This window comes from Streptomyces sp. NPDC052079, assembly GCF_040680275.1.
GTDB lineage: Bacteria > Actinomycetota > Actinomycetes > Streptomycetales > Streptomycetaceae > Streptomyces.
The window spans coordinates 480,237-498,047 of sequence record NZ_JBFAWL010000002.1; the positions used below are offsets into that span (position 1 = coordinate 480,237).

Here is a 17,811-nt window from a genome sequence, read left to right on the forward strand (position 1 = left end):
CGGCAGTGGCGGAGTGGTGGTCGCGTCAGGCGGCGAGAGCGAGTGCGGTGACGGCGGCGGGCGGGCCCCGGCGAATCACCGTGTGCTGAAGTACGGGAGTCCGGGGTACGGGGGCCGCGAGCAGCGCGGTACGCGGGGTGCGCAGCTTCCAGTCGGGTGCTCCCGGGAGCCCGGCGCGCAGGGCACGCACCAGGGCGAGCGCCGCGCGGAGGGACCGCATGAGGGTGCCTTCGGCGACACCGTGCGCCGACAGTTCGGCCAGCCGCAGCAGGGCCAGGTCGCCGCGGCGCAGCAGCCATCCCGCGGCCGTCGCGGCGAGGAGGTGGCCGAGCAGCATGGGCAGCGACGGCAGCAGGACCGCCGGGGACTCTCCGGCGGCCGACAGGGCGTCCGCCGCGTGGGCGTCCGCTCCGCCAGGGTGGATCCGCGCGTTGGCCAGGATGCGCTCGGCCCGGGCGGGGCTGATTCCCGCCGCGGTGGTCCCGCACAGCAGCCGCGCGGCCTGCTCGACCAGCGCGGTATCGGAGAGCGCGGACGACGAACCCGTGCCGGGTGCGCCGTGCTGCCCCAGACCGAACAGTGTGTGCAGTGCCGTCTGGCCGAACGCCAGCGTCGCCGCGATGCCCGGCAGTGAACGGGCGCGTCCCGCGAGGGGCGCGGCGACCGCGACTGTCCCGAGGAATCCCGCGCCCAGCGTCCACAGCGGAACGGCGTCGCAGGAGGCGAGCGAGTGACCTGCCCCGGCCAGCACGACGCAGACCACGGCGAACACCGCGGCCCGCAGAATCCGGAGCCCTGGTCCGGAGCACATCGTGTGGGGGGCAGACATGGCGGCCTCATCATCGCACCGGCCCCCCGGCCGTCGTACGGCAGGTCCGCAAGATGAGCTACGACCGGTAGATCACTTCTGCCACCTGCCGTCCCACATACACCGTTCGGATCCATCGCGCACCCGCCATATGGGCGGTGTCACGTCAACTCCACGCTTACGAGCGACGACTGAGGGCAATACGTAACGGTATGTCGAGCCGCAGCCAGGAGGCTGGAGCATGAGCATCTGGTGGTCACTCCATCTGCGGCGCGATGCTGCCAGCGTGCCGCTCGCCCGGCGCCTGCTGCTCGGCACCATGGAGACCGCGGGCGTCGACCCCGACATCTCCTACGACCTGTCCGTCGCCCTCAGCGAGGCGTGCGCGAACGCGGTCGAGCACGGCGGGGACGCCGCGTGCGGCGGCACCTCGGAGGCGTACCGGGTGACCGCCTATCTCGACGGGGAGAAGTGCCGCATCGAGGTCGCCGACGCGGGCCCCGGCTTCCCGGCCGTGGCAGCGGCGCACGCTCGTCCGGCGGCCCGCCCCGCGTCGTCGGACGCGGAGCACGGCCGGGGGCTGTGTCTCATCCAGGAGCTGGCCGACCACGTCCACTTCGGCAACAAGCCGGGACGGGGCGGCGCGGTGGTGAGCTTCGACAAGATCCTGAAGTGGCGCAAGAACGCGCCGCTGGTGGCGGTGTAGCGCGACGGCCGGGCACGCGCGCGTACCCGGCCGTCGTCGTGCGGTGCGTCAGCCCTTCAGGGCCGCCATCCACGCCTCCACCTCGTCCGACCGCCGGGGCAGCGCCGCGGACAGATTCCGGTTGCCGTCCTCGGTGACGAGGATGTCGTCCTCGATGCGGACGCCGATGCCCCGGTACTCCTCGGGCACAGTCAGGTCATCGGCCTGGAAGTACAGGCCTGGCTCGACGGTGAGCACCATGCCGGGCTCCAGCGTGCCGTCGACGTATGTCTCGGTCCGCGCGGCGGCGCAGTCGTGGACGTCCATGCCGAGCATGTGACCGGTGCCGTGCAGCGTCCAGCGGCGCTGCAGGCCCAGCTCCAGCACCCGCTCCACGGGGCCCTCGACCAGGCCCCACTCCACGAGCCGCTCGGCCAGCACGCGCTGGGCGGCGTCGTGGAAGTCCCGGTACTTGGCGCCCGGCTTCACCGCCGCGATGCCGGCCTCCTGGGCGTCGTACACGGCGTCGTAGATCTTCTTCTGCAGCTCGGTGTAGCGGCCGCTGACCGGCAGGGTGCGCGTGACGTCGGCCGTGTAGTACGTGTGCGTCTCCACGCCCGCGTCGAGCAGCAGCAGGTCACCGGAGCGGACCGGGCCGTCATTGCGCACCCAGTGCAGGGTGGTGGCGTGCGGGCCGGCGGCGCAGATGGAGCCGTAGCCGACGTCGTTGCCCTCCACCCGGGCGCGCAGGAAGAACGTTCCCTCGATGTAGCGCTCGCTGGTCGCCTCGGCCTTGTCGAGGACCTTCACCACGTCCTCGAAGCCGCGCACGGTGGAGTCGACGGCCTTCTGCAGCTCGCCGATCTCGAAGTCGTCCTTGACCAGCCGCATCTCGGAGAGGAAGACGCGCAGCTCCTCGTCCCGCTCGGCGGTGACCTTGTCGGTCAGCGCCGCCTCGATCCCGGCGTCGTACCCGCGCACCACCCGGACCGGGCCGGTGGCCTCGCGCAGCGCCCCGGCCAGCTCGCGCACGTCGGAGGCGGGGATGCCGTACAGCTTCTCGGCCTCGGTGAGGGAGTGCCGGCGGCCGACCCACAGCTCGCCCTGGCCGTCCAGCCAGAACTCGCCGTTCTCGCGGTTCGAGCGGGGCAGGAGGTAGATCGTCTCCTGGTGGCCGTCGGCCGTGGGCTCCAGGACGAGGACGCCGTCCTCCGTCTGGTTGCCGGTGAGGTAGGCGTACTCGACCGACGCGCGGAAGGAGTACTCGGTGTCGTTGGAGCGGGTCTTCAGGTTGCCCGCGGGGACGACCAGACGCTCACCCGGGAAGCGTGCGGACAGCGCCGCGCGGCGGGCGGCGGCCTCGGCGGCCTGCGCGACCGGCTCCAGGTCGTGCAGCTCGGTGTCGGCCCAGCCGCTCTTCATGTTCTCGGCCAGCTCGTCGGACACGCCCGGGTACAGTCCGTTCTTGCGCTGCTTGACGGGTTCCTCTTCGGCGATCTCCGGGGTCTCCGGCAGCTCCTCCGCCACGGTCATCCTCCTCGATACGGGCACTGGACCACCCCCATCGTACGGTCGGGCGGAAACGGACGAATCGGTGAAGGGCCTGTTACGGAGGACGCAGAGAGGCCGCGCGGACCGCGGCCGGACGCGGCTACTCGAACCGTGCCGCCAGCAGCACCACGTCCTCCGTCGAGTGCCCGGTGCCCGTTCCCTCCGGTCCCTCCGGCAGCACCGCGCGTAGGACGTGGTCGGCGATGGCGCCGGGGTCGCGGCGCAGTGCCTTGGGCACCCCGGCCGCCGCGGCGTGCAGCCGCGCGAAGGCGCGGTCCGTCGGGTCGCCCGTACGGTGCAGCAGCCCGTCGGTGTAGACCAGCACCGTCTCGCCCGGCTCCGCCTGGACCTCCACGCTCGGCGCCTCCCAGCAGGCGAGCATGCCCAGCGGGGCGGAGACCGAGGTCTCGACGAACTCCGTGCGGTGCTCCCCGAGCAGCAGCGGCGGACTGTGCCCGGCCCCGGCGAGCGTGATTCGGCGCAGCGCGGGTTCGCAGTAGCCGAACAGGGCGGTGGCCGAACGGGCCGGCTCGGTAAGCCGCAGCAGGAGCTCCAGGTCGGACAGGACGGCGACCGGATCCTCGCCCTCCATCACGGCGTACGCGCGCAGCGACGCCCGCAGCCGTCCCATCGCGGCGACGGCGCTGGGCCCCGACCCGGTGACGGACCCGACCGCGAGGCCGAGCGCGGCGTCCGGCAGCGGCAGCGCGTCGTACCAGTCGCCGCCCCCGCTCGGGGAGGTGCGGTGCCGCGCGGCGAGCTGGACGCCGGCGACGCGGGGGAGGCGGGAGGGCAGCAGTTCCTCGGCCATCGTGGCCATGCGCGTGCGGGTCCGCTCGAGCTCGAGGAGCCGGGCCAGGTGCTCGGCGGCGTGGCGGATGTACAGACCGATGAGGTGGCGCCGGCGCTCCGACGGCTCGGCGGGCTCGTCGTAGAGCCACACCGCGGCGCCCAGCCGGCCGGCGGCCGCGGTGGTGAGGGGGAGGGCGAAGCTGGCGGCGTAGCCGAGGCGGGCGGCGACCGCGCGATGCCGCGGGTCGAGCCCCTTCTCGGCGAGCAGGTCGGGCTCGGCGATGCCGTCGTCGGCGCCGGGCAGTCCGTCGAGGATCCTGCCGTGCGACAGGCAGCTGCGCGGCACCGTCTCGATGTGGCCGAGGTCCGAGCGGGCCAGTCCCAGGCCGATGGTCGTGACCGGGCCGAGTCCGTCGGCGGGTTCCAGGGCGACGAGGCCGCGCCGCGCGCCGACCAGTGCGGCTCCCGCGCGCAGCAGTTCCTGGAGCGCTTGGTCGAGCGTGCCGGCGCGGACCAGGCGTTCGGTGAGTTCATGGAGGGTGGTCAGGTCGGAGACCCAGCCGGCGAGACGGTCCTGGAGCAGTGCGCCCGGCGCGTGCTGGGGGTTTGCCGATGGGGCCAGAGAGGTACCCGCGACGGGCGCGACAGTGTGTGCCGGTGCGGGAACCACAGAATCGATTCCGGCCACTTTCGGAGGGTGCGGGGCGTTCATGGCGTCCGGCTTTCCGACCGGTACGTACTGCTCAAAAGCATCGCAAACCCCCATGTCATTCTGCGTCGCCGGCAGTGTCTCCACATGTACACGTACTCGTGACGAGATGTCCAGCATTGTCCTGCTGGGATTCCTGGTGTCCGTGGGACTGAAGGGAACTCCCCGCAGACCCCTTGCCGAAAAGCGAAGTTGGCTTGAAACTGCCTCAGGGGGAGGCATATTGCGGTCGACTGGCCTTGCTCGACGGAAGCGTCACAGCGGTCGTGATGGGTACGTACTCGGTGAAGGCCAGGGTTGGTGGGAAACCGCTCGGGAACCTGGCGACGGACCCGGGCGTCTTAACCACCGACGACCGTGCCCCATCCTCCCGTGGCGGAGGCGGAGAGAAACACGCGCGACGGTAAACGCCAGACTTCGCCACCCCCACGCCACGCCCGTATTTCTGATACACGCAGTATGGGCGGAACGGCCGCGGAGGCAGCCCAAGCTCGGCCCCTAGGGGTTCCCCCTGCCCGGCGCGGGGGTGTGATGCGCCAACAGGTACGCACAGTGAAGTGATCGACACATGACGTGATCTGGACCACGGTGTTGCCAGGCGTGCAACGGAAAGGAACGAGCGCTGATGCGCGAGATCCTCGGAAGGCGACGCAGGCTCCTGTCCCGACGCGGCGACGGAGGGCCTGAGCTGATGAGCGCGGCCCTCACCTACGCCGCGCAGTGGCAGTGGCCCGTACTCCCCGGCGTGGCGGCCGACCCGCAGGGCCGGTCCCGCTGCTGCTGCCCCGACCCCGAGTGCACAGTGCCGGGCGCCCACCCGTTCGACCCCGGCCTCCTCGCCGCCACCACCGACGCCCGCATGGTGCGCTGGTGGTGGAGCAACCGGCCGACGGCTCCCGTCATCCTCGCCACCGGTGGCAAGGCCCCGTGCGCGGTCTCGCTGCCCGCCGTGCCGGCCGCCCGCGCCCTGGCCGCGCTCGACCGCCGGGGCATGCGGCTCGGCCCGGTCGTCGCCTCCCCCGACCGCTGGTCGATCCTCGTGCAGCCGTACTCCATGGAGCAGCTGGGCGAGCTGCTGTACGCCAAGGACTTCGTCCCCGGCTCCCTGCGCTTCCACGGCGAGGGCGGCTACCTCGCCCTGCCCCCGTCCGAGACCGCACAGGGCGGGGTCCGCTGGGAGCGCGCGCCGCTGCCCGGCTCGGCCACTCCCTGGGTGCCGGGTGTCGAGGCCGTGGTGGACGCCGTGGTCGAGGCCCTCACTCGTACGGGTGTGAGCGCGCCCGAGATGTAGCTGGTGCAGGCGCGTGCCGCGCCCGGGTGGCTATCTTCCCGGGGCATGCCGCGCCACGCCGGGGACCGCGCCCCGGCCTTCCGCAGAGCTCGTCCGCTCGTCCTGGCGGGCGTCGCGGGCGTCGCGGCGGCCTGCGCGTTCGCGCTGCCGTTGAAGGTGGAGTCCGCCGGTACGGCCGGCCGTCGTTCCGCCTCCGGGCCCGCGGACCCCCCTGCGGGACGGTCCGCCCCGCCCGGCGACGGCACCGCGCGGACGCCGACCGCCGGCGCCCCGGCGTCACCCGCCCCGCACCTGTCCACCGCCCAGCGCTGCGGTCCCGCGGTCTCCTCCCCCGACGGCATCGAGGCGCAGACCTGCGTGGTCGCGCAGGGGGAGGAGGTCTGGTCGCGGACCTACTACCGCAACGCCACGGGTGAGCCGCGGGCCGCCGCCTTGAGTTTCATGGGGCCGGGCGGCCGCACCGTGCGGACGCACTGTGCCGTGGACGCCGGCGACGAGCCGGCCCTGTGCGAGACGCCGCGCGAGCGCGGAGGCCTCGCTCGCCACACGGCCGTCGCGGAGTTCGCGTACCGCGCCGGGCGGGGGCTGCTGCTGCGTTCCGGAAGCAACTGAACGGCCGGGACGGGCGGTTGGCCGGTGGGGGCAGCGGCCCGCCGGCCAGCCGGAAGGCGATTCCGGCTGGCCGGCAACGAGCGGTCGCGCCATGGTCGCGCCGAGTGAGCGGAGACCGGTATGCAGTGACCGGAGACCGGCATGCGAAGGCCCGGTTGCTGGCGACGGGGGATGCACCAGCAACCGGGCTACTGGAACGGTAACAAGAGATCCGCGGTTCGCAAATTCGATCTCGGCGTTTCCGGTCACCGACTGGCTTGTCCGCACCGGGACTTACGCATGGGGCGGGCAGTGCGCGCCCGGGCGGTTCCGCCGGCCGGCCGCCGGCGGAACCCGCTGGTCCCGCCGGTGCCTCAGCTGAGGGTGACCTGGCGGTTCGTCAGACCTCCGCGCGCGCGGCGCTCGTCGGCGGTGAGCGGAGCGTCCGTGGCCAGGGCCTCGGCGAGCCGCTCGGCGAACTCGGCCGCCGGCTTCTCCACGTCCTCGGCGCCGACCCCGCTGGGCAGGTCCCAGACCGGCACGGTGAGCCCGTGAGCGCGGAAGGAGCCCACGAGACGGGTGCCCTCGCCGAGGGAGGACCGCCCCGCCGCGTGCAGCCGCGCGAGAGCGTCCAGAAGCTGCTCCTCGGGATGCGGCATCACCCACCGCAGATGGTTCTTCTCGGGCGTCTCGCACCAGTACGCGGAGTCCACACCCGACAGCTTGACCGTCGGGATGGCGGCGGCGTTGGCGCGCTCCAGGGAGGCGGTGACGTCCGGCGTGGCGTTCTCCGGGTCCGGGACCCAGAACTCGAACCCGCTGTGCACCACCGGCTCGAAAGCGCTCCCGGGCGCCAGCAGGTCCTGCAGCCGGGGACCGTCGGCGGGGGCGCGCCGGGCCTGCACCGGCGTGCCCGGGTCGGCGCCGAGCGCGCGCTGGAGGGTGTCGGCGAGATCGCGGCTGATGTCCCCGGAGGAGGTGTCGTTCTGCAGGCCGAGCAGGACCGAGCCGTCGTCGCGGCGCAGCGCCGGCCAGGCCATCGGCAGCACCGTGGCCAGAGTGACCGACGGGATGCCCTCGGGCAGTCCGTCCTTGAGCGTCAGCTCCGCAGTGGCGGCCGGCACCAGCTCGCGCAGCGCCACCCAGTCGCACTCGCCGGGCAGCCCCTCGAAGGGGCGGTGCACCAGCTCGGTCACGGCGTGTGCGGCGGCGCGGCCGTGGCAGGCCTTGTAGCGGCGGCCGCTGCCGCAGGGGCAGGGCTCGCGGGCGCCGACGACCGGGATCTGCCCGTCCGTGAGCTGCGGGCGCTTGGCCTTCGTCTGGGGTCGCTTCTTGGCCATCGTGGGTGTCTCCCGGTTACGGCTCGTCTCGTACGGGCGCGAGCCTAGCCGTTCGCGCCACGACCGTCGGGAACCTGTGGACAACGTGCCGGACCGTGGTCCCCGCAGGCGCGGTGACCGGCGGGCGCCGGACTGCCCTCTCCCGTGGCCGGTGAGCCGTCAGCCCAGGTCGTCGAAGACGTCCGCGAAGTCCAGTCCCGGTATGCGGGAGACCGGGGGAGCCGTCACCCGTGCGGCGAAGTCCTCGCGCCGGTGGCCGGCGCCGGCGTCCGGGTCGTGGACGTCGTCGTGGACGACGACCCACACCGTGACCTCGCCCGGCACCTCGTCGCGCACGCCCCAGTCGTCGGCCAGCGCGGTGATGATGTTGAGCCCGCGGCCGCCGTGCGCCGTCACCGACGGGGTGGCCGGTGCCGGACGGGTCGGACCGCCGCCGTCCGTGACCTCGACGACGAGCCGGCCGCACGGATCCACCCGCCAGGCGGCCCGCACGTCGCCGTCCCCGGTCAGGGCGTCGCCCAGGGGCCGGCCGTGCTTGCACGCGTTGCTCAGCAGTTCCGAAAGAATCAGTACGGCATCGTCGACGACCGAGTCCGGCACGCCCCCGTCGCGCAGTTGCGTGCGCATACGGCGCCTCGCCTGCCCCACGCCCGCAGGGCCATGGGGTACGGCCATGCTCGACGACGTGGGCACCTCCTGTGCCACCACCAACGCCACCCCCGAGACCTCCTTCGCCCCACGCCACGGTGTGGATGCCCCATTGGCCTGAACCGGAAACCGGCCAATCCATGAGCGGTGACGCACACGAAACGAGCGAATACGCGCCGAACGCGCCGGAGCACTCCTTGTAGCCGTGTGGCTGGAATTCGTCGGTGTGGCCGAGATGTGAGGATGCTCCCCGCCGAAGCGCACGGTCAAGACACCTGCGGGGAATTTCCGGGGCGGATGGGGAGGATGTGACACGAGGGGACCACCGCGCGGTCAGCGTCCGAGCCGGTCGAGCACCGCGCGGGGACGGTTGGTGATGATGGCGTCGACGCCGAGGCTCACACAGAGGTCCACGTCCTGTGGTTCGTTCACGGTCCACACATGCACCTGGTGGCCGGAGCGCTTGAGGCGTTCGACGCACGCCGGGTGACTGCGCACGATGCGGATCGAGGGGCCCGCGATCCCCACGCCGACGGGCAGCCGTCCGTCACGCAGCCGCGGTGTGACGAACTGGGTGAGGTGGACCGTGGGCAGCGTCGGCGACGCTGCCCGCACCCGGTGCAGCGACCGCGCGGAAAAGCTCATCACGCGCACCGGCGAGTCCTCGGGCGTCGCGGGAGCGTCCAGGCCGAACCGCTTGAGCAGGAGCAGCAGCCGCTCCTCCACCTGCCCCGCCCAGCGCGTGGGGTGCTTGGTCTCGATCGCCAGCTCGACCCGGCGCCCGGCGTCGGAGACCAGCTCGAGCAGCCGTTCCAGGGTGAGGACGGAGGTGGCCTCCCGGTCCTCCGGGCGGTGCTCCCAGTCGGGCTCCTCGACGCGTGGCCCTTCGGCGGGGTCACGGCTCTTCCACGAGCCGAAGTCCAGGGCGGCGAGGTCGGAGAGTTCGAGCGCCGACACCGCACCGCGCCCGTTGGACGTACGGTTGATGCGACGGTCGTGAACGCACACAAGGTGGCCGTCGGCGGTCAGGCGCACATCGCATTCGAGCGCGTCCGCGCCGTCCTCGATCGCCTTGCGATAGGCGGCCAGGGTGTGTTCGGGGGCGTCCTCGGAGGCCCCGCGGTGCGCGATGACTTGGGTCGGGTGCTGATGTGCGTGGGTCACCGCGTCATGGTGCCACCGCGCGCGCGGGGACGGGCGCTCGGAGTGGCGTGCACGGGGTCGGCGTCCGGTCGGAGGCATCGATGTAGCGCGCCTTATGTGAGAAATGCCCTATATAAAGGATGGCCCCGGACCCACAGGAACGGCTTATCGTGCCCTGACGGCCCGTGGGAAAAGCTGACGTCATACAAAGGGACATGCACAGCTGCATCGCGCCGGACTCGTGGACGTGCGTGAACGAGCGGGACCGAGTGCGACCGAGAACAACAGCCGTGGATCGAGGAGAGAAGCTGTGAGCACCGAGAACGAGGGCACCGCGGTACCCCCGGCCCCGTCCGCACCGCCGCCCGCGCCGGTGGATGCTCCCGCTGCTTCGGCGCACCAGGGGTACCACGGCACGGCAGCCCCGCAGACCCCGGCGGCGGAGAACGCGTACGGCCCCCGGGACGGCGACGGCGCCCAGGACCCCGCCTCCCACGGCGCCGCGCCCGCCGGCCCCCCGTCCGGGGCCCACTCCTCCTCCACCCCCGACGCCTCCTGGCCCCCGCCCCCGCCGCCGTCCACCCCGACGTACGGCGACGGCGGCGCGGGCCACGGCGGATGGGGCTCCTCGTACCAGCAGCCGGCACCGAAGAACGGCGGCGGACGCGGCCGCATGGTCGCCGCGGTCCTGGCGGCCGCGCTGGTCGCGGGCGGCGCGGGCGGCGGCCTCGGCTACACGCTGGCCAAGGAGAACGACACCAACGGCTCGACCACCGTCTCGTCCTCCACCAGCGGCGGCAACGTCAAGCGCGAACCGGGCACGGTCGCCGCCGTGGCCGCGAAGGCGCTGCCCAGCACAGTCACCATCGAGGCCGAGAGCAGCAGCGGCGAGGGCGGCACCGGCACGGGCTTCGTCTTCGACAAGCAGGGCCACATCGTCACCAACAACCACGTCGTGGCGGAGGCCGTCGAGGGCGGAAAGGTGACGGCGACCTTCCAGGACGGCAAGAAGTACGACGCCGAGGTGGTCGGCCACGCACAGGGCTACGACGTCGCGGTCATCAAACTGAACGACGCCCCCTCGGACCTGAAACCCCTCCCCCTGGGCAACTCCGACGAGGTCGTCGTCGGCGACTCGACCATCGCGATCGGCGCGCCCTTCGGCCTGTCCAACACGGTGACCACGGGCATCATCAGTGCGAAGAACCGCCCGGTGGCCTCCAGCGACGGCAGCGGCAGCCAGGCCTCCTACATGAGCGCCCTGCAGACCGACGCCTCCATCAACCCCGGCAACTCCGGCGGTCCGCTGCTCGACGCGCAGGGCAACGTCATCGGCATCAACTCCGCGATCCAGTCCACCAGCAACGGCGGCTTCGGCACGGGCCAGGCCGGCTCCATCGGCCTGGGCTTCGCCATCCCCATCAACCAGGCCAAGTACGTCGCCCAGGAGCTGATCAAGACGGGCAAGCCGGTGTACGCCAAGATCGGCGCGTCGGTCTCCTTGGAGGAGACGACGGGCGGCGCGAAGATCACCGAGCAGGGAGCGGGCGGCTCCGAGCCCGTCGACCCCGGCGGCCCCGCGGACAAGGCCGGCCTGAAGCCCGGCGACGTCATTACCAAGCTCGACGACCGCGTCATCGACTCCGGCCCCACCCTGATCGGCGAGATCTGGACCCACAAGCCGGGCGACAAGGTCACGATCACCTACGAGCGCGACGGCAAGGAGCGCACCACGGAACTCACCCTGGGCGCCCGCGTAGGCGACAACTGACCACACCCCCGCACCCCGGACCCGTTACCCTTGTCCCCGCGCCACCGATCACAGGCGGGCGCGGGGAGGCGTGCCCGAGCGGCCTAAGGGAACGGTCTTGAAAACCGTCGTGGCAGCGATGTCACCGTGGGTTCAAATCCCACCGCCTCCGCAGATCAACGGCCTCTGACCAGCACGAACGGTCAGGGGTCGTTGTCGTGGGCGCTGCCCGCGACCGTGACTCCCCTTCCCAACTGGCAGGTGAGTGGCACGGGAACCTCAGGCTGACGTATTTGGCTGCTGTACAGCACGGCTGGCTGGCCACCGCCTTTTGCATATCGATCACTCGTTGCTCGGTGGCCAGCCACTGGGGCTAATTCGATCGAGTGACGTTGCGGCGAATGCAGCCTAAGCAAATTCACCTAGGTCTATAGGCCTCCCATGAAGCAACATGCAAGCCCATCGAGTGGCCGTGAATGCCCCTACTGCAAGGAAGAGGTCAAGCCCGACGCCACCAAGTGCAAGCACTGCGGCTCCTTTCTCCTACCCGAGGAACCGGGTCATGGGGGCATCTGCCCGTACTGCAAGGAAGAGATCAAGCCCGACGCCACCAAGTGCAAGCACTGCGGGTCCCAAGTTAGCGGGCAATCGTTGCGCACTGGCAAGGGCAGTCCCTGCGAGCGACACTGGCCGAAACCCCGGCCGGGTAGTCCGTTGCACCGCCTCCCGAAACGGAATCCCAGAACCGCATCGAGAGTAAGCCCGTACGGTGTGGAAGTTGGGCCCGCCACAATTTTGGGAAATTGCCGGACTGAAACTTTCTCGAACTGCGAGTACGGCACAATGATCTGCACAGATGTAGAGCACTGCGATGGATGGGTGGAGACGGAGAACGGATACGAATACGTTGGTCAACAAACGTGGACATGGCCTAGCTATCCTTGTGGGTCCTGTAGGTGGGACATTTTCTAGCAGCGTCCCGCTACAAATATCGCGCCATGTGCTCGAACGGGCGTTGTGCATCTGACGGACCGCGACGTAGCGGCTCCCAGTAGCTTCGGGACCTGCCTGCCTCGATGGTCGGGGGCGGCATGCTGTGCCTATGACAAAGGGCCAGGGCGCGCTCGTCGGCTACAGCATGCTGACCCTTCGGTGTACCGCGCGGATGGACTGGGACAGTCGCTGCCGGATGGCTCACTGCGCACGGAGCGGGCACGGCAACGACGACTTCGGCCTGTGTGCACCGCGTCTCACACGAAATTGTCGGTGTCCCGCTGATCCGGGTGGTCAGCGGATAGGTGGGAGGGGGCCGAGGTGAGGGGTGAGGCGGGTGCGGAGGAGGAGGTATTCGGGCCAGCGGCGTGGGAGAGGGCCGGGTGGGCGTTCGACGGTGCGGGGGGCAGTGATGGTCTGGCCGTGCCGGAACTGTTCGCGGGTCAAGTCGAGTTCGATGCCGCTGGGGAGGCGGTTCCACCAGTGGTAGCCGCGCTGGGTCCCGTCCAGGTGCACCTCCCCGACCACGAGTTCGCCGCCGAGGAGGTCGTTGACGACCAGGGCGGTGATGTCGCAGTGGCCCAGGGCGGGGTTGTCCGGGTGCCAGTCGGGCAGGTCGTCGGGTGAGCAGGTGTCGGCCGCCCAGCAGGTCCTCAGGGCCGTGTCCAGGTCGAGCAGGTTCCACGGTGACATGCAGGCAGCATCGCAGCCGTCACTGACAGCGGGTCGGAGGCTGGGTCAGGAGGCTGCAAGCAGGAGGCAGAGCTGCCGATTTCCGTGGCGTTGTTCATCAGTTCCGCGTTGGCCCGTGGCGTCCAGGTCGGCGTCCGTGAGGCCGTTGAGGGGCGCCGGCCATTCCGTGCGCAGGGTGCGCAGCCAGGCGGTGGTCGGCACGGGTACGGGTACGGGGTCGGGTCGGTGTCCGCCCAGTCTGGGACCCACGTGCCCTCGGGGGACCGGCGCACCGTTCAGGAGTCAACGTGGCGGGCGCAGGCGTGGTCACAGCTCCTCGTCGGTGGCGAGCTGGTCCCAGGGCAGGTCCCGGAGGACGGGCTCCGCGTCGCGTCGTAGCCCGACGGTACGGACGGCGTCGCGCGGGGGCGGGATCAGGTGGACGGGGGTGCCGGGGAAGGCCTGTCCGGCCGTGCGCAGCAATCCGTCGGTCGTTGATGATCTTGCACGGGTAGCCCTCGAGGAGTCCGCCGTACGTCGACGAATCCGCAGCTCGAAGAGGTCGACCGAGCGGTCAGAGGTGGTGGGACGTCATGCGGGCCGCCGATGCGATCGTCGCGCGGGCCTCGCGTTCGGACAGGCCCGTGCTGACGGCGGCGTCGACCAGGGGGTTCACCAGGGCGGGGCCGATGCCGTCCTCGTAGGCACGGCAGGCGGCCCAGAACAGGCGGGTGTTGCGCTGGCCCTGGTGGGCGGCGAGGACGAACTGCACCAGGCCCTGGCCGTGTCGGCCGGTGGACGGGGGCGTCGGGTGGTGGGCGCGGGGCGGCGGGAGGAGCAGGCGCAGGAGGGCGGGTGGGCAGGTGGCCGGGGCGAGGTGTGCGGTGCCGGGCGCGGTCGTGTAGGTGCCGTGGGCGGTGCGGGAACCGGGGCCGACGAGGTAGCCGCCGGCGCCCCGGATGTCGATGCCGGGGGCCAGGCGGCCGGCGGAGTTGGGGACGACGACGTCCGGCGGGCCGCTCAGCCACAGGTGGCGGCCGCCGCTCGGGGTCAGGACGACCACCGTGGCGGGGATCGTGAACAGGTGGCGCAGCGCCAGTTCGCGCAGGGCGGCGGAGGAGTCCGTGCCGGTCTTGGTGTCCAGGTCGACGCCGATCAGGTGGTGCGGGGGAAGGCCGCAGGCGATTCCGTATCCGGTGGCGCGCGGGGCGGCGGCGAACAGCGCGCGGATGCGGGCGGGGTCGGTGGAGGCGTCGTGGACCCCGTGGCCGAAGCGGCCGCACTCGCCGTGGCAGGGCGGCTGGTCGGGGTCGGGGGTGTCGCGGTGCGGGGAGCGCAGGGCCGGGAGTTTCGTCCGGGACAGGGGGATGACGGCCAGTCCGCGTTCGGCGGCTGACAGGGCGTGTGCGAGGGCCAGCGTCGTGGCCTGCCGGTCGGTGGTGGCCATGCTTCTATGTTCGTACAAATGTTCGAGTATGGGAAGAGGGGCGCGCCGCGACGCGCCGGGGCAGGGCAGTAAAACGAGCCCGGTGCCGGAACGCTTCATCCCTTGCGGTGCTTGGGATGCCGGTGTCCGCGCTGAGGGGACTTCGCGCTTCGGAGGTTGTCTGGGGGTTTATCGGCCGGTCGTCACGCTTGCGTGGGATGGCGGCTTCCGGGGCGGTTCGGTGGTGAACCGGTGGGCAAGTCTGATCTCGACGACGTCGTGAACAGCACCAGGGCGGGGGGCAACGTCCCTGGTCACAGCCGTACTTCACGCACAGACGGCCCTGAGCCGGTGCGTCCTTGTTCTGGAGGGAACACAACATGGCAAGCATCCGTACCGCCCGTGTCATCGCCGCGGTCTCGGCACTTCCGCTCGCGGCCGCCCTCTTCACCGGCGTCGCGACGGCGGACAACGGCGCCGTCGCGGACGACGGATCGAACGCGACGGCGACGAGCTCCGCGGCCGACGCCCTCGGCAGCGGTGTCGGCGGCGACAACTTCGGCAACTCGGCCACCACGCAGCAGCAGGCCACCGGGTCCGGCGCCACGAACCAGAGCAACACCGCCCAGGTCAACGGCTCCGCCTTCACCGCCATCAACCAGGGCACCGACAACGTGGCCATCACCTTCAGCCCGCTGTGGTGATGAGGCCGGCCCCCTGACCGTCCGGGTGTGTGCTTCGTGGGGTGCAAGATGACTGCGCGGCGGTGCTCCGGTGCCGCCGCGCAGGCGTTTCGCCGCGATGCCCGCCGCTCCCGCGGCCTCCCGGCACTCTGGCCGGCGGCCCGCCTCCCGCGCGGCTTCCTCAGGGGGCCGACCCGCAGTACCCCTCATCCGCTCGTCCACCTACAGGAGGTGCGGCGGACCCCACCCCTACAACCTGAGGGGGATCCGGCTTCGGGACCTGGGGCCGATCCGCCGGAGGGGGCCCGCTTCTAGCGTTGAGACATGACCACACCCGTCTGCACCAGCGCTTCGAACGCCGCTGTTCCACCGACGCAGACCGTCCCGTACCCGTCGTTCTCGTCGTACATGAGAGCCCGCCACCCGGTGCTCCTGCGTACCGCCCGGTCGCTGACCGGGAACCCGAGCGACGCCGAGGACCTGCTGCAGACCGCGCTCACCAAGACGTACGTCGCCTGGGAGCGCATAGAGGACCACCGCGCGCTCGACGGCTATGTGCGCAGGGCGCTGCTCAACACGCGCACGTCGCAGTGGCGCAAGCGCAAGGTCGACGAGTTCGCCTGTGACGAGCTGCCCGAGCCCGACCCGGTGCCCGGCGGCGACGACCCCGCCGAGCAGCAGGCGCTGCGCGACGCGATGTGGCGGGCGATCATGCGGCTGCCCGCGCGGCAGCGGGCGATGGTCGTGCTGCGGTACTACGAGGACCTGAGCGAGGTCCAGACGGCCGAGGTGCTCGGCGTATCGGTGGGTACGGTGAAGTCCGCCGTGTCGAGAGCGCTCGGCAAACTCCGCGACGACGCTGAGCTGGGACTTGTTCGAAAATGAGCGGTATGTGAGCGAGGAAGTCCTCCGGTGCGGAGTGATCGATCATCCGCTCCCCTAGTGACATACCACGCGGTATGTGCGCAGAATCAGCGCAACCTTTACCGACGCGTAGGCGATGTCGCCCAGGAGGACGCCGTGCTGAGCACCATGCAGGACGTACCGCTGCTGATCTCGAGGATCCTGACCCATGGGTCGACGATCCACGGCACCTCGCAGGTCACCACCTGGACCGGCGAGGGCGAGCCACAGCGCCGTTCCTACGCGGAGATCGGCGCCCGCGCGGCCCAGCTGGCCCACGCCCTGCGCGAGGACCTCGGCGTCACCGGCGACGACCGGGTCGCCACCCTCATGTGGAACAACGCCGAGCACGTCGAGGCGTACTTCGCGATCCCGTCCATGGGAGCCGTCCTCCACACCCTGAACCTCCGCCTGCCCCCCGAGCAGCTCGCGTGGATCGTCAACCACGCCGCCGACCGGGTGATCATCGTCAACGGCTCGCTGATCCCGCTGCTCGCCCCGCTGCTGCCGCACCTGAAGACCGTCGAGCACGTGGTCGTCTCCGGCGCCGGTGACCGTTCCGCGCTGGCGGACGCCACCGTCCGGGTGCACGAGTACGAGGACCTGCTCGCCGGACAGCCCGTCGCCTACCACTGGCCCGAGCTGGACGAGCGTGCCGCCGCCGCCATGTGCTACACCTCCGGCACCACCGGCGACCCCAAGGGCGTGGTCTACAGCCACCGCTCCATCTACCTGCACTCCATGCAGGTCAACATGGCCCAGTCGATGGGCCTGACCGACCAGGACACCACGCTGGTCGTCGTCCCGCAGTTCCACGTGAACGCCTGGGGCCTGCCCCACGCCACCTTCATGACCGGCGTCAACATGCTGATGCCGGACCGCTTCCTGCAGCCCGCCCCGCTCGCCGAGATGATCGAGGGCCAGAAGCCGACCCACGCCGCCGCCGTCCCCACCATCTGGCAGGGCCTGCTCGCCGAGCTGACCGCCAGGCCCCGCGACGTCTCCTCCCTCACCCAGGTCACCATCGGCGGCTCCGCCTGCCCGCCCTCCCTGATGGAGGCGTTCGACAAGCTCGGCATGCGGGTCTGCCACGCCTGGGGCATGACGGAGACCTCCCCGCTCGGCACCATCGCCCGCCCGCCGGCCGCCGCCGTCGGCACCGAGGACGAGCTCTCCTACCGGCTGACCCAGGGCCGCTTCCCGGCCGCGGTAGAGGCCCGCCTCACCGGCCCCGGCGGCGAACGCCTCCCCTGGGACGGCGAGTCGGCGGGCGAGCTGGAGGTCCGCGGCGCATGGATCGCGGGCGCCTACTACAACGGCCCCGACGCCGAGCCGCTCCGCCCCGCCGACAAGTTCAGCGAGGACGGCTGGCTGAAGACCGGCGACGTCGGCACCATCAGCCCGGACGGCTTCCTGACCCTGACCGACCGCGCCAAGGACGTCATCAAGTCCGGCGGCGAGTGGATCTCCTCGGTGGAGCTGGAGAACGCGCTGATGGCCCACCCGGACGTCGCCGAGGCGGCCGTCGTCGCCGTCCCGGACGACAAGTGGGGCGAGCGCCCGCTGGCCACGGTCGTCCTCAAGGAGGGCTCCACCGCCGACTTCACCACGCTGCGCGCCTTCCTCCAGGAGGAGGGCAAGATCGCCAAGTGGCAGCTGCCCGAGCGCTGGACGGTGATCGAGGCGGTGCCGAAGACCAGCGTCGGCAAGTTCGACAAGAAGGTGCTCCGCAGGCAGTACGCCGAGGGCTCGCTGGACGTCACACAGATCTGACGCCCGTACGGCGCCGCGCCGGGCGATGAGCGGGGAAACGCCCCCTCACCGCC

16 protein-coding genes, 1 tRNA gene and 2 pseudogenes are annotated in these 17,811 nt (G+C 71.5%); 9 read left to right on the forward strand and 10 right to left on the reverse strand.

The features are described 5' to 3' along the window. Positions 1–25: 25 nt before the first annotated feature. A complete protein-coding gene (locus AB0L56_RS06660) occupies positions 26–829 on the reverse strand; it encodes a hypothetical protein (protein WP_365419697.1) in 804 nt (267 codons plus the stop codon). 220 nt (positions 830–1,049) lie between these two features. Between AB0L56_RS06660 and AB0L56_RS06665 the strand changes: the two genes are divergently transcribed. Further along, positions 1,050–1,514, forward strand: a complete 465-nt coding sequence (locus tag AB0L56_RS06665; protein ID WP_365419699.1) for an ATP-binding protein — start codon at positions 1,050–1,052, stop codon at positions 1,512–1,514. A gap of 48 nt (positions 1,515–1,562) precedes the next feature. Here the strand turns inward: AB0L56_RS06665 and AB0L56_RS06670 are convergent, their stop codons facing one another. Both AB0L56_RS06670 and AB0L56_RS06675 read right to left on the reverse strand, forming a co-directional pair. Further along, positions 1,563–3,020 (reverse strand): aminopeptidase P family protein, encoded by a 1,458-nt coding sequence (locus AB0L56_RS06670; RefSeq protein WP_365419701.1) that lies wholly within the window; start codon positions 3,018–3,020, stop codon positions 1,563–1,565. 124 nt (positions 3,021–3,144) lie between these two features. Then, positions 3,145–4,665 carry a PP2C family protein-serine/threonine phosphatase gene (locus tag AB0L56_RS06675; protein WP_365419704.1) on the reverse strand — a complete coding sequence of 507 codons (1,521 nt, stop codon included), beginning with the start codon at positions 4,663–4,665 and terminating at the stop codon, positions 3,145–3,147. A 505-nt stretch (positions 4,666–5,170) separates the two neighbouring features. Here AB0L56_RS06675 and AB0L56_RS06680 point away from each other — a divergent pair. Beyond that, positions 5,171–5,836, forward strand: coding sequence for a bifunctional DNA primase/polymerase (locus tag AB0L56_RS06680; protein WP_365419707.1), 666 nt, complete (start codon positions 5,171–5,173; stop codon positions 5,834–5,836). A 45-nt stretch (positions 5,837–5,881) separates the two neighbouring features. Beyond that, complete coding sequence (locus AB0L56_RS06685) at positions 5,882–6,448, forward strand: hypothetical protein (protein WP_365419710.1); 567 nt, start codon at positions 5,882–5,884, stop codon at positions 6,446–6,448. 353 nt (positions 6,449–6,801) lie between these two features. Here AB0L56_RS06685 and AB0L56_RS06690 read toward each other — a convergent pair whose 3' ends face one another. The 3 genes from AB0L56_RS06690 to AB0L56_RS06700 form a co-directional block, all read right to left on the reverse strand. Next, positions 6,802–7,767, reverse strand: coding sequence for a DUF5926 family protein (locus AB0L56_RS06690; protein ID WP_361026928.1), 966 nt, complete (start codon positions 7,765–7,767; stop codon positions 6,802–6,804). Positions 7,768–7,926: 159 nt separating this feature from the next. Next, complete coding sequence (locus tag AB0L56_RS06695; RefSeq protein WP_361026931.1) at positions 7,927–8,571, reverse strand: ATP-binding protein; 645 nt, start codon at positions 8,569–8,571, stop codon at positions 7,927–7,929. A 177-nt stretch (positions 8,572–8,748) separates the two neighbouring features. Continuing rightward, a complete protein-coding gene (locus AB0L56_RS06700) occupies positions 8,749–9,579 on the reverse strand; it encodes a glycerophosphodiester phosphodiesterase (protein ID WP_365419714.1) in 831 nt (276 codons plus the stop codon). A gap of 289 nt (positions 9,580–9,868) precedes the next feature. Here AB0L56_RS06700 and AB0L56_RS06705 point away from each other — a divergent pair, with 289 nt between their 5' ends. The 3 genes from AB0L56_RS06705 to AB0L56_RS06715 all read left to right on the forward strand — a co-directional run bounded on the left by AB0L56_RS06705 (position 9,869) and on the right by AB0L56_RS06715 (position 12,280). Then, complete coding sequence (locus AB0L56_RS06705; RefSeq protein WP_365419717.1) at positions 9,869–11,329, forward strand: trypsin-like peptidase domain-containing protein; 1,461 nt, start codon at positions 9,869–9,871, stop codon at positions 11,327–11,329. Positions 11,330–11,393: 64 nt separating this feature from the next. Beyond that, positions 11,394–11,480 (forward strand) — tRNA-Ser (locus tag AB0L56_RS06710). Positions 11,481–11,749: 269 nt separating this feature from the next. Further along, positions 11,750–12,280, forward strand: a complete 531-nt coding sequence (locus AB0L56_RS06715) for a zinc ribbon domain-containing protein (RefSeq protein WP_365419719.1) — start codon at positions 11,750–11,752, stop codon at positions 12,278–12,280. Between the two features lie 315 nt (positions 12,281–12,595). Here the strand turns inward: AB0L56_RS06715 and AB0L56_RS06720 are convergent, their stop codons facing one another. The 4 genes and pseudogenes from AB0L56_RS06720 to AB0L56_RS06735 all read right to left on the reverse strand — a co-directional run bounded on the left by AB0L56_RS06720 (position 12,596) and on the right by AB0L56_RS06735 (position 14,420). Beyond that, the gene (locus AB0L56_RS06720; RefSeq protein WP_365419722.1) at positions 12,596–12,994 is read right to left on the reverse strand and encodes a hypothetical protein; all 399 of its coding nucleotides are present in this window, start codon (positions 12,992–12,994) and stop codon (positions 12,596–12,598) included. A gap of 114 nt (positions 12,995–13,108) precedes the next feature. Continuing rightward, a pseudogene (locus tag AB0L56_RS06725) lies at positions 13,109–13,269 on the reverse strand (DinB family protein); the annotation flags it as partial. Positions 13,270–13,300: 31 nt separating this feature from the next. Further along, positions 13,301–13,525 (reverse strand): annotated as a pseudogene (locus AB0L56_RS06730) (hypothetical protein). 22 nt (positions 13,526–13,547) lie between these two features. Beyond that, positions 13,548–14,420 (reverse strand): bifunctional DNA primase/polymerase, encoded by an 873-nt coding sequence (locus AB0L56_RS06735; RefSeq protein WP_365419725.1) that lies wholly within the window; start codon positions 14,418–14,420, stop codon positions 13,548–13,550. A gap of 359 nt (positions 14,421–14,779) precedes the next feature. On the opposite strand from AB0L56_RS06735, the gene AB0L56_RS06740 reads away from it, so the two are divergent. The 3 genes from AB0L56_RS06740 (at position 14,780) to AB0L56_RS06750 (ending at position 17,758) form a co-directional block, all read left to right on the forward strand. Continuing rightward, positions 14,780–15,103 (forward strand): hypothetical protein, encoded by a 324-nt coding sequence (locus tag AB0L56_RS06740; RefSeq protein ID WP_361026949.1) that lies wholly within the window; start codon positions 14,780–14,782, stop codon positions 15,101–15,103. Positions 15,104–15,406: 303 nt separating this feature from the next. Then, the gene (locus tag AB0L56_RS06745; RefSeq protein ID WP_361026952.1) at positions 15,407–15,967 is read left to right on the forward strand and encodes a SigE family RNA polymerase sigma factor; all 561 of its coding nucleotides are present in this window, start codon (positions 15,407–15,409) and stop codon (positions 15,965–15,967) included. Between the two features lie 147 nt (positions 15,968–16,114). Beyond that, positions 16,115–17,758, forward strand: coding sequence for a long-chain fatty acid--CoA ligase (locus AB0L56_RS06750; RefSeq protein ID WP_365419965.1), 1,644 nt, complete (start codon positions 16,115–16,117; stop codon positions 17,756–17,758). The last annotated feature ends 53 nt before the right edge of the window (positions 17,759–17,811 follow it).

Coding starts and splice junctions, on each gene's coding strand:
- AB0L56_RS06660 (WP_365419697.1), bottom strand. CDS start 829: ATGTCTGCCCCCCACACGATGTGCTCCGGACCAGGGCTCCGGATTCTG.
- AB0L56_RS06665 (WP_365419699.1), top strand. CDS start 1,050: ATGAGCATCTGGTGGTCACTCCATCTGCGGCGCGATGCTGCCAGCGTG.
- AB0L56_RS06675 (WP_365419704.1), bottom strand. CDS start 4,665: ATGCTGGACATCTCGTCACGAGTACGTGTACATGTGGAGACACTGCCG.
- AB0L56_RS06680 (WP_365419707.1), top strand. CDS start 5,171: ATGCGCGAGATCCTCGGAAGGCGACGCAGGCTCCTGTCCCGACGCGGC.
- AB0L56_RS06685 (WP_365419710.1), top strand. CDS start 5,882: ATGCCGCGCCACGCCGGGGACCGCGCCCCGGCCTTCCGCAGAGCTCGT.
- AB0L56_RS06690 (WP_361026928.1), bottom strand. CDS start 7,767: ATGGCCAAGAAGCGACCCCAGACGAAGGCCAAGCGCCCGCAGCTCACG.
- AB0L56_RS06715 (WP_365419719.1), top strand. CDS start 11,750: ATGAAGCAACATGCAAGCCCATCGAGTGGCCGTGAATGCCCCTACTGC.
- AB0L56_RS06720 (WP_365419722.1), bottom strand. CDS start 12,994: ATGTCACCGTGGAACCTGCTCGACCTGGACACGGCCCTGAGGACCTGC.
- AB0L56_RS06735 (WP_365419725.1), bottom strand. CDS start 14,420: ATGGCCACCACCGACCGGCAGGCCACGACGCTGGCCCTCGCACACGCC.
- AB0L56_RS06740 (WP_361026949.1), top strand. CDS start 14,780: ATGGCAAGCATCCGTACCGCCCGTGTCATCGCCGCGGTCTCGGCACTT.
- AB0L56_RS06745 (WP_361026952.1), top strand. CDS start 15,407: ATGACCACACCCGTCTGCACCAGCGCTTCGAACGCCGCTGTTCCACCG.
- AB0L56_RS06750 (WP_365419965.1), top strand. CDS start 16,115: ATGCAGGACGTACCGCTGCTGATCTCGAGGATCCTGACCCATGGGTCG.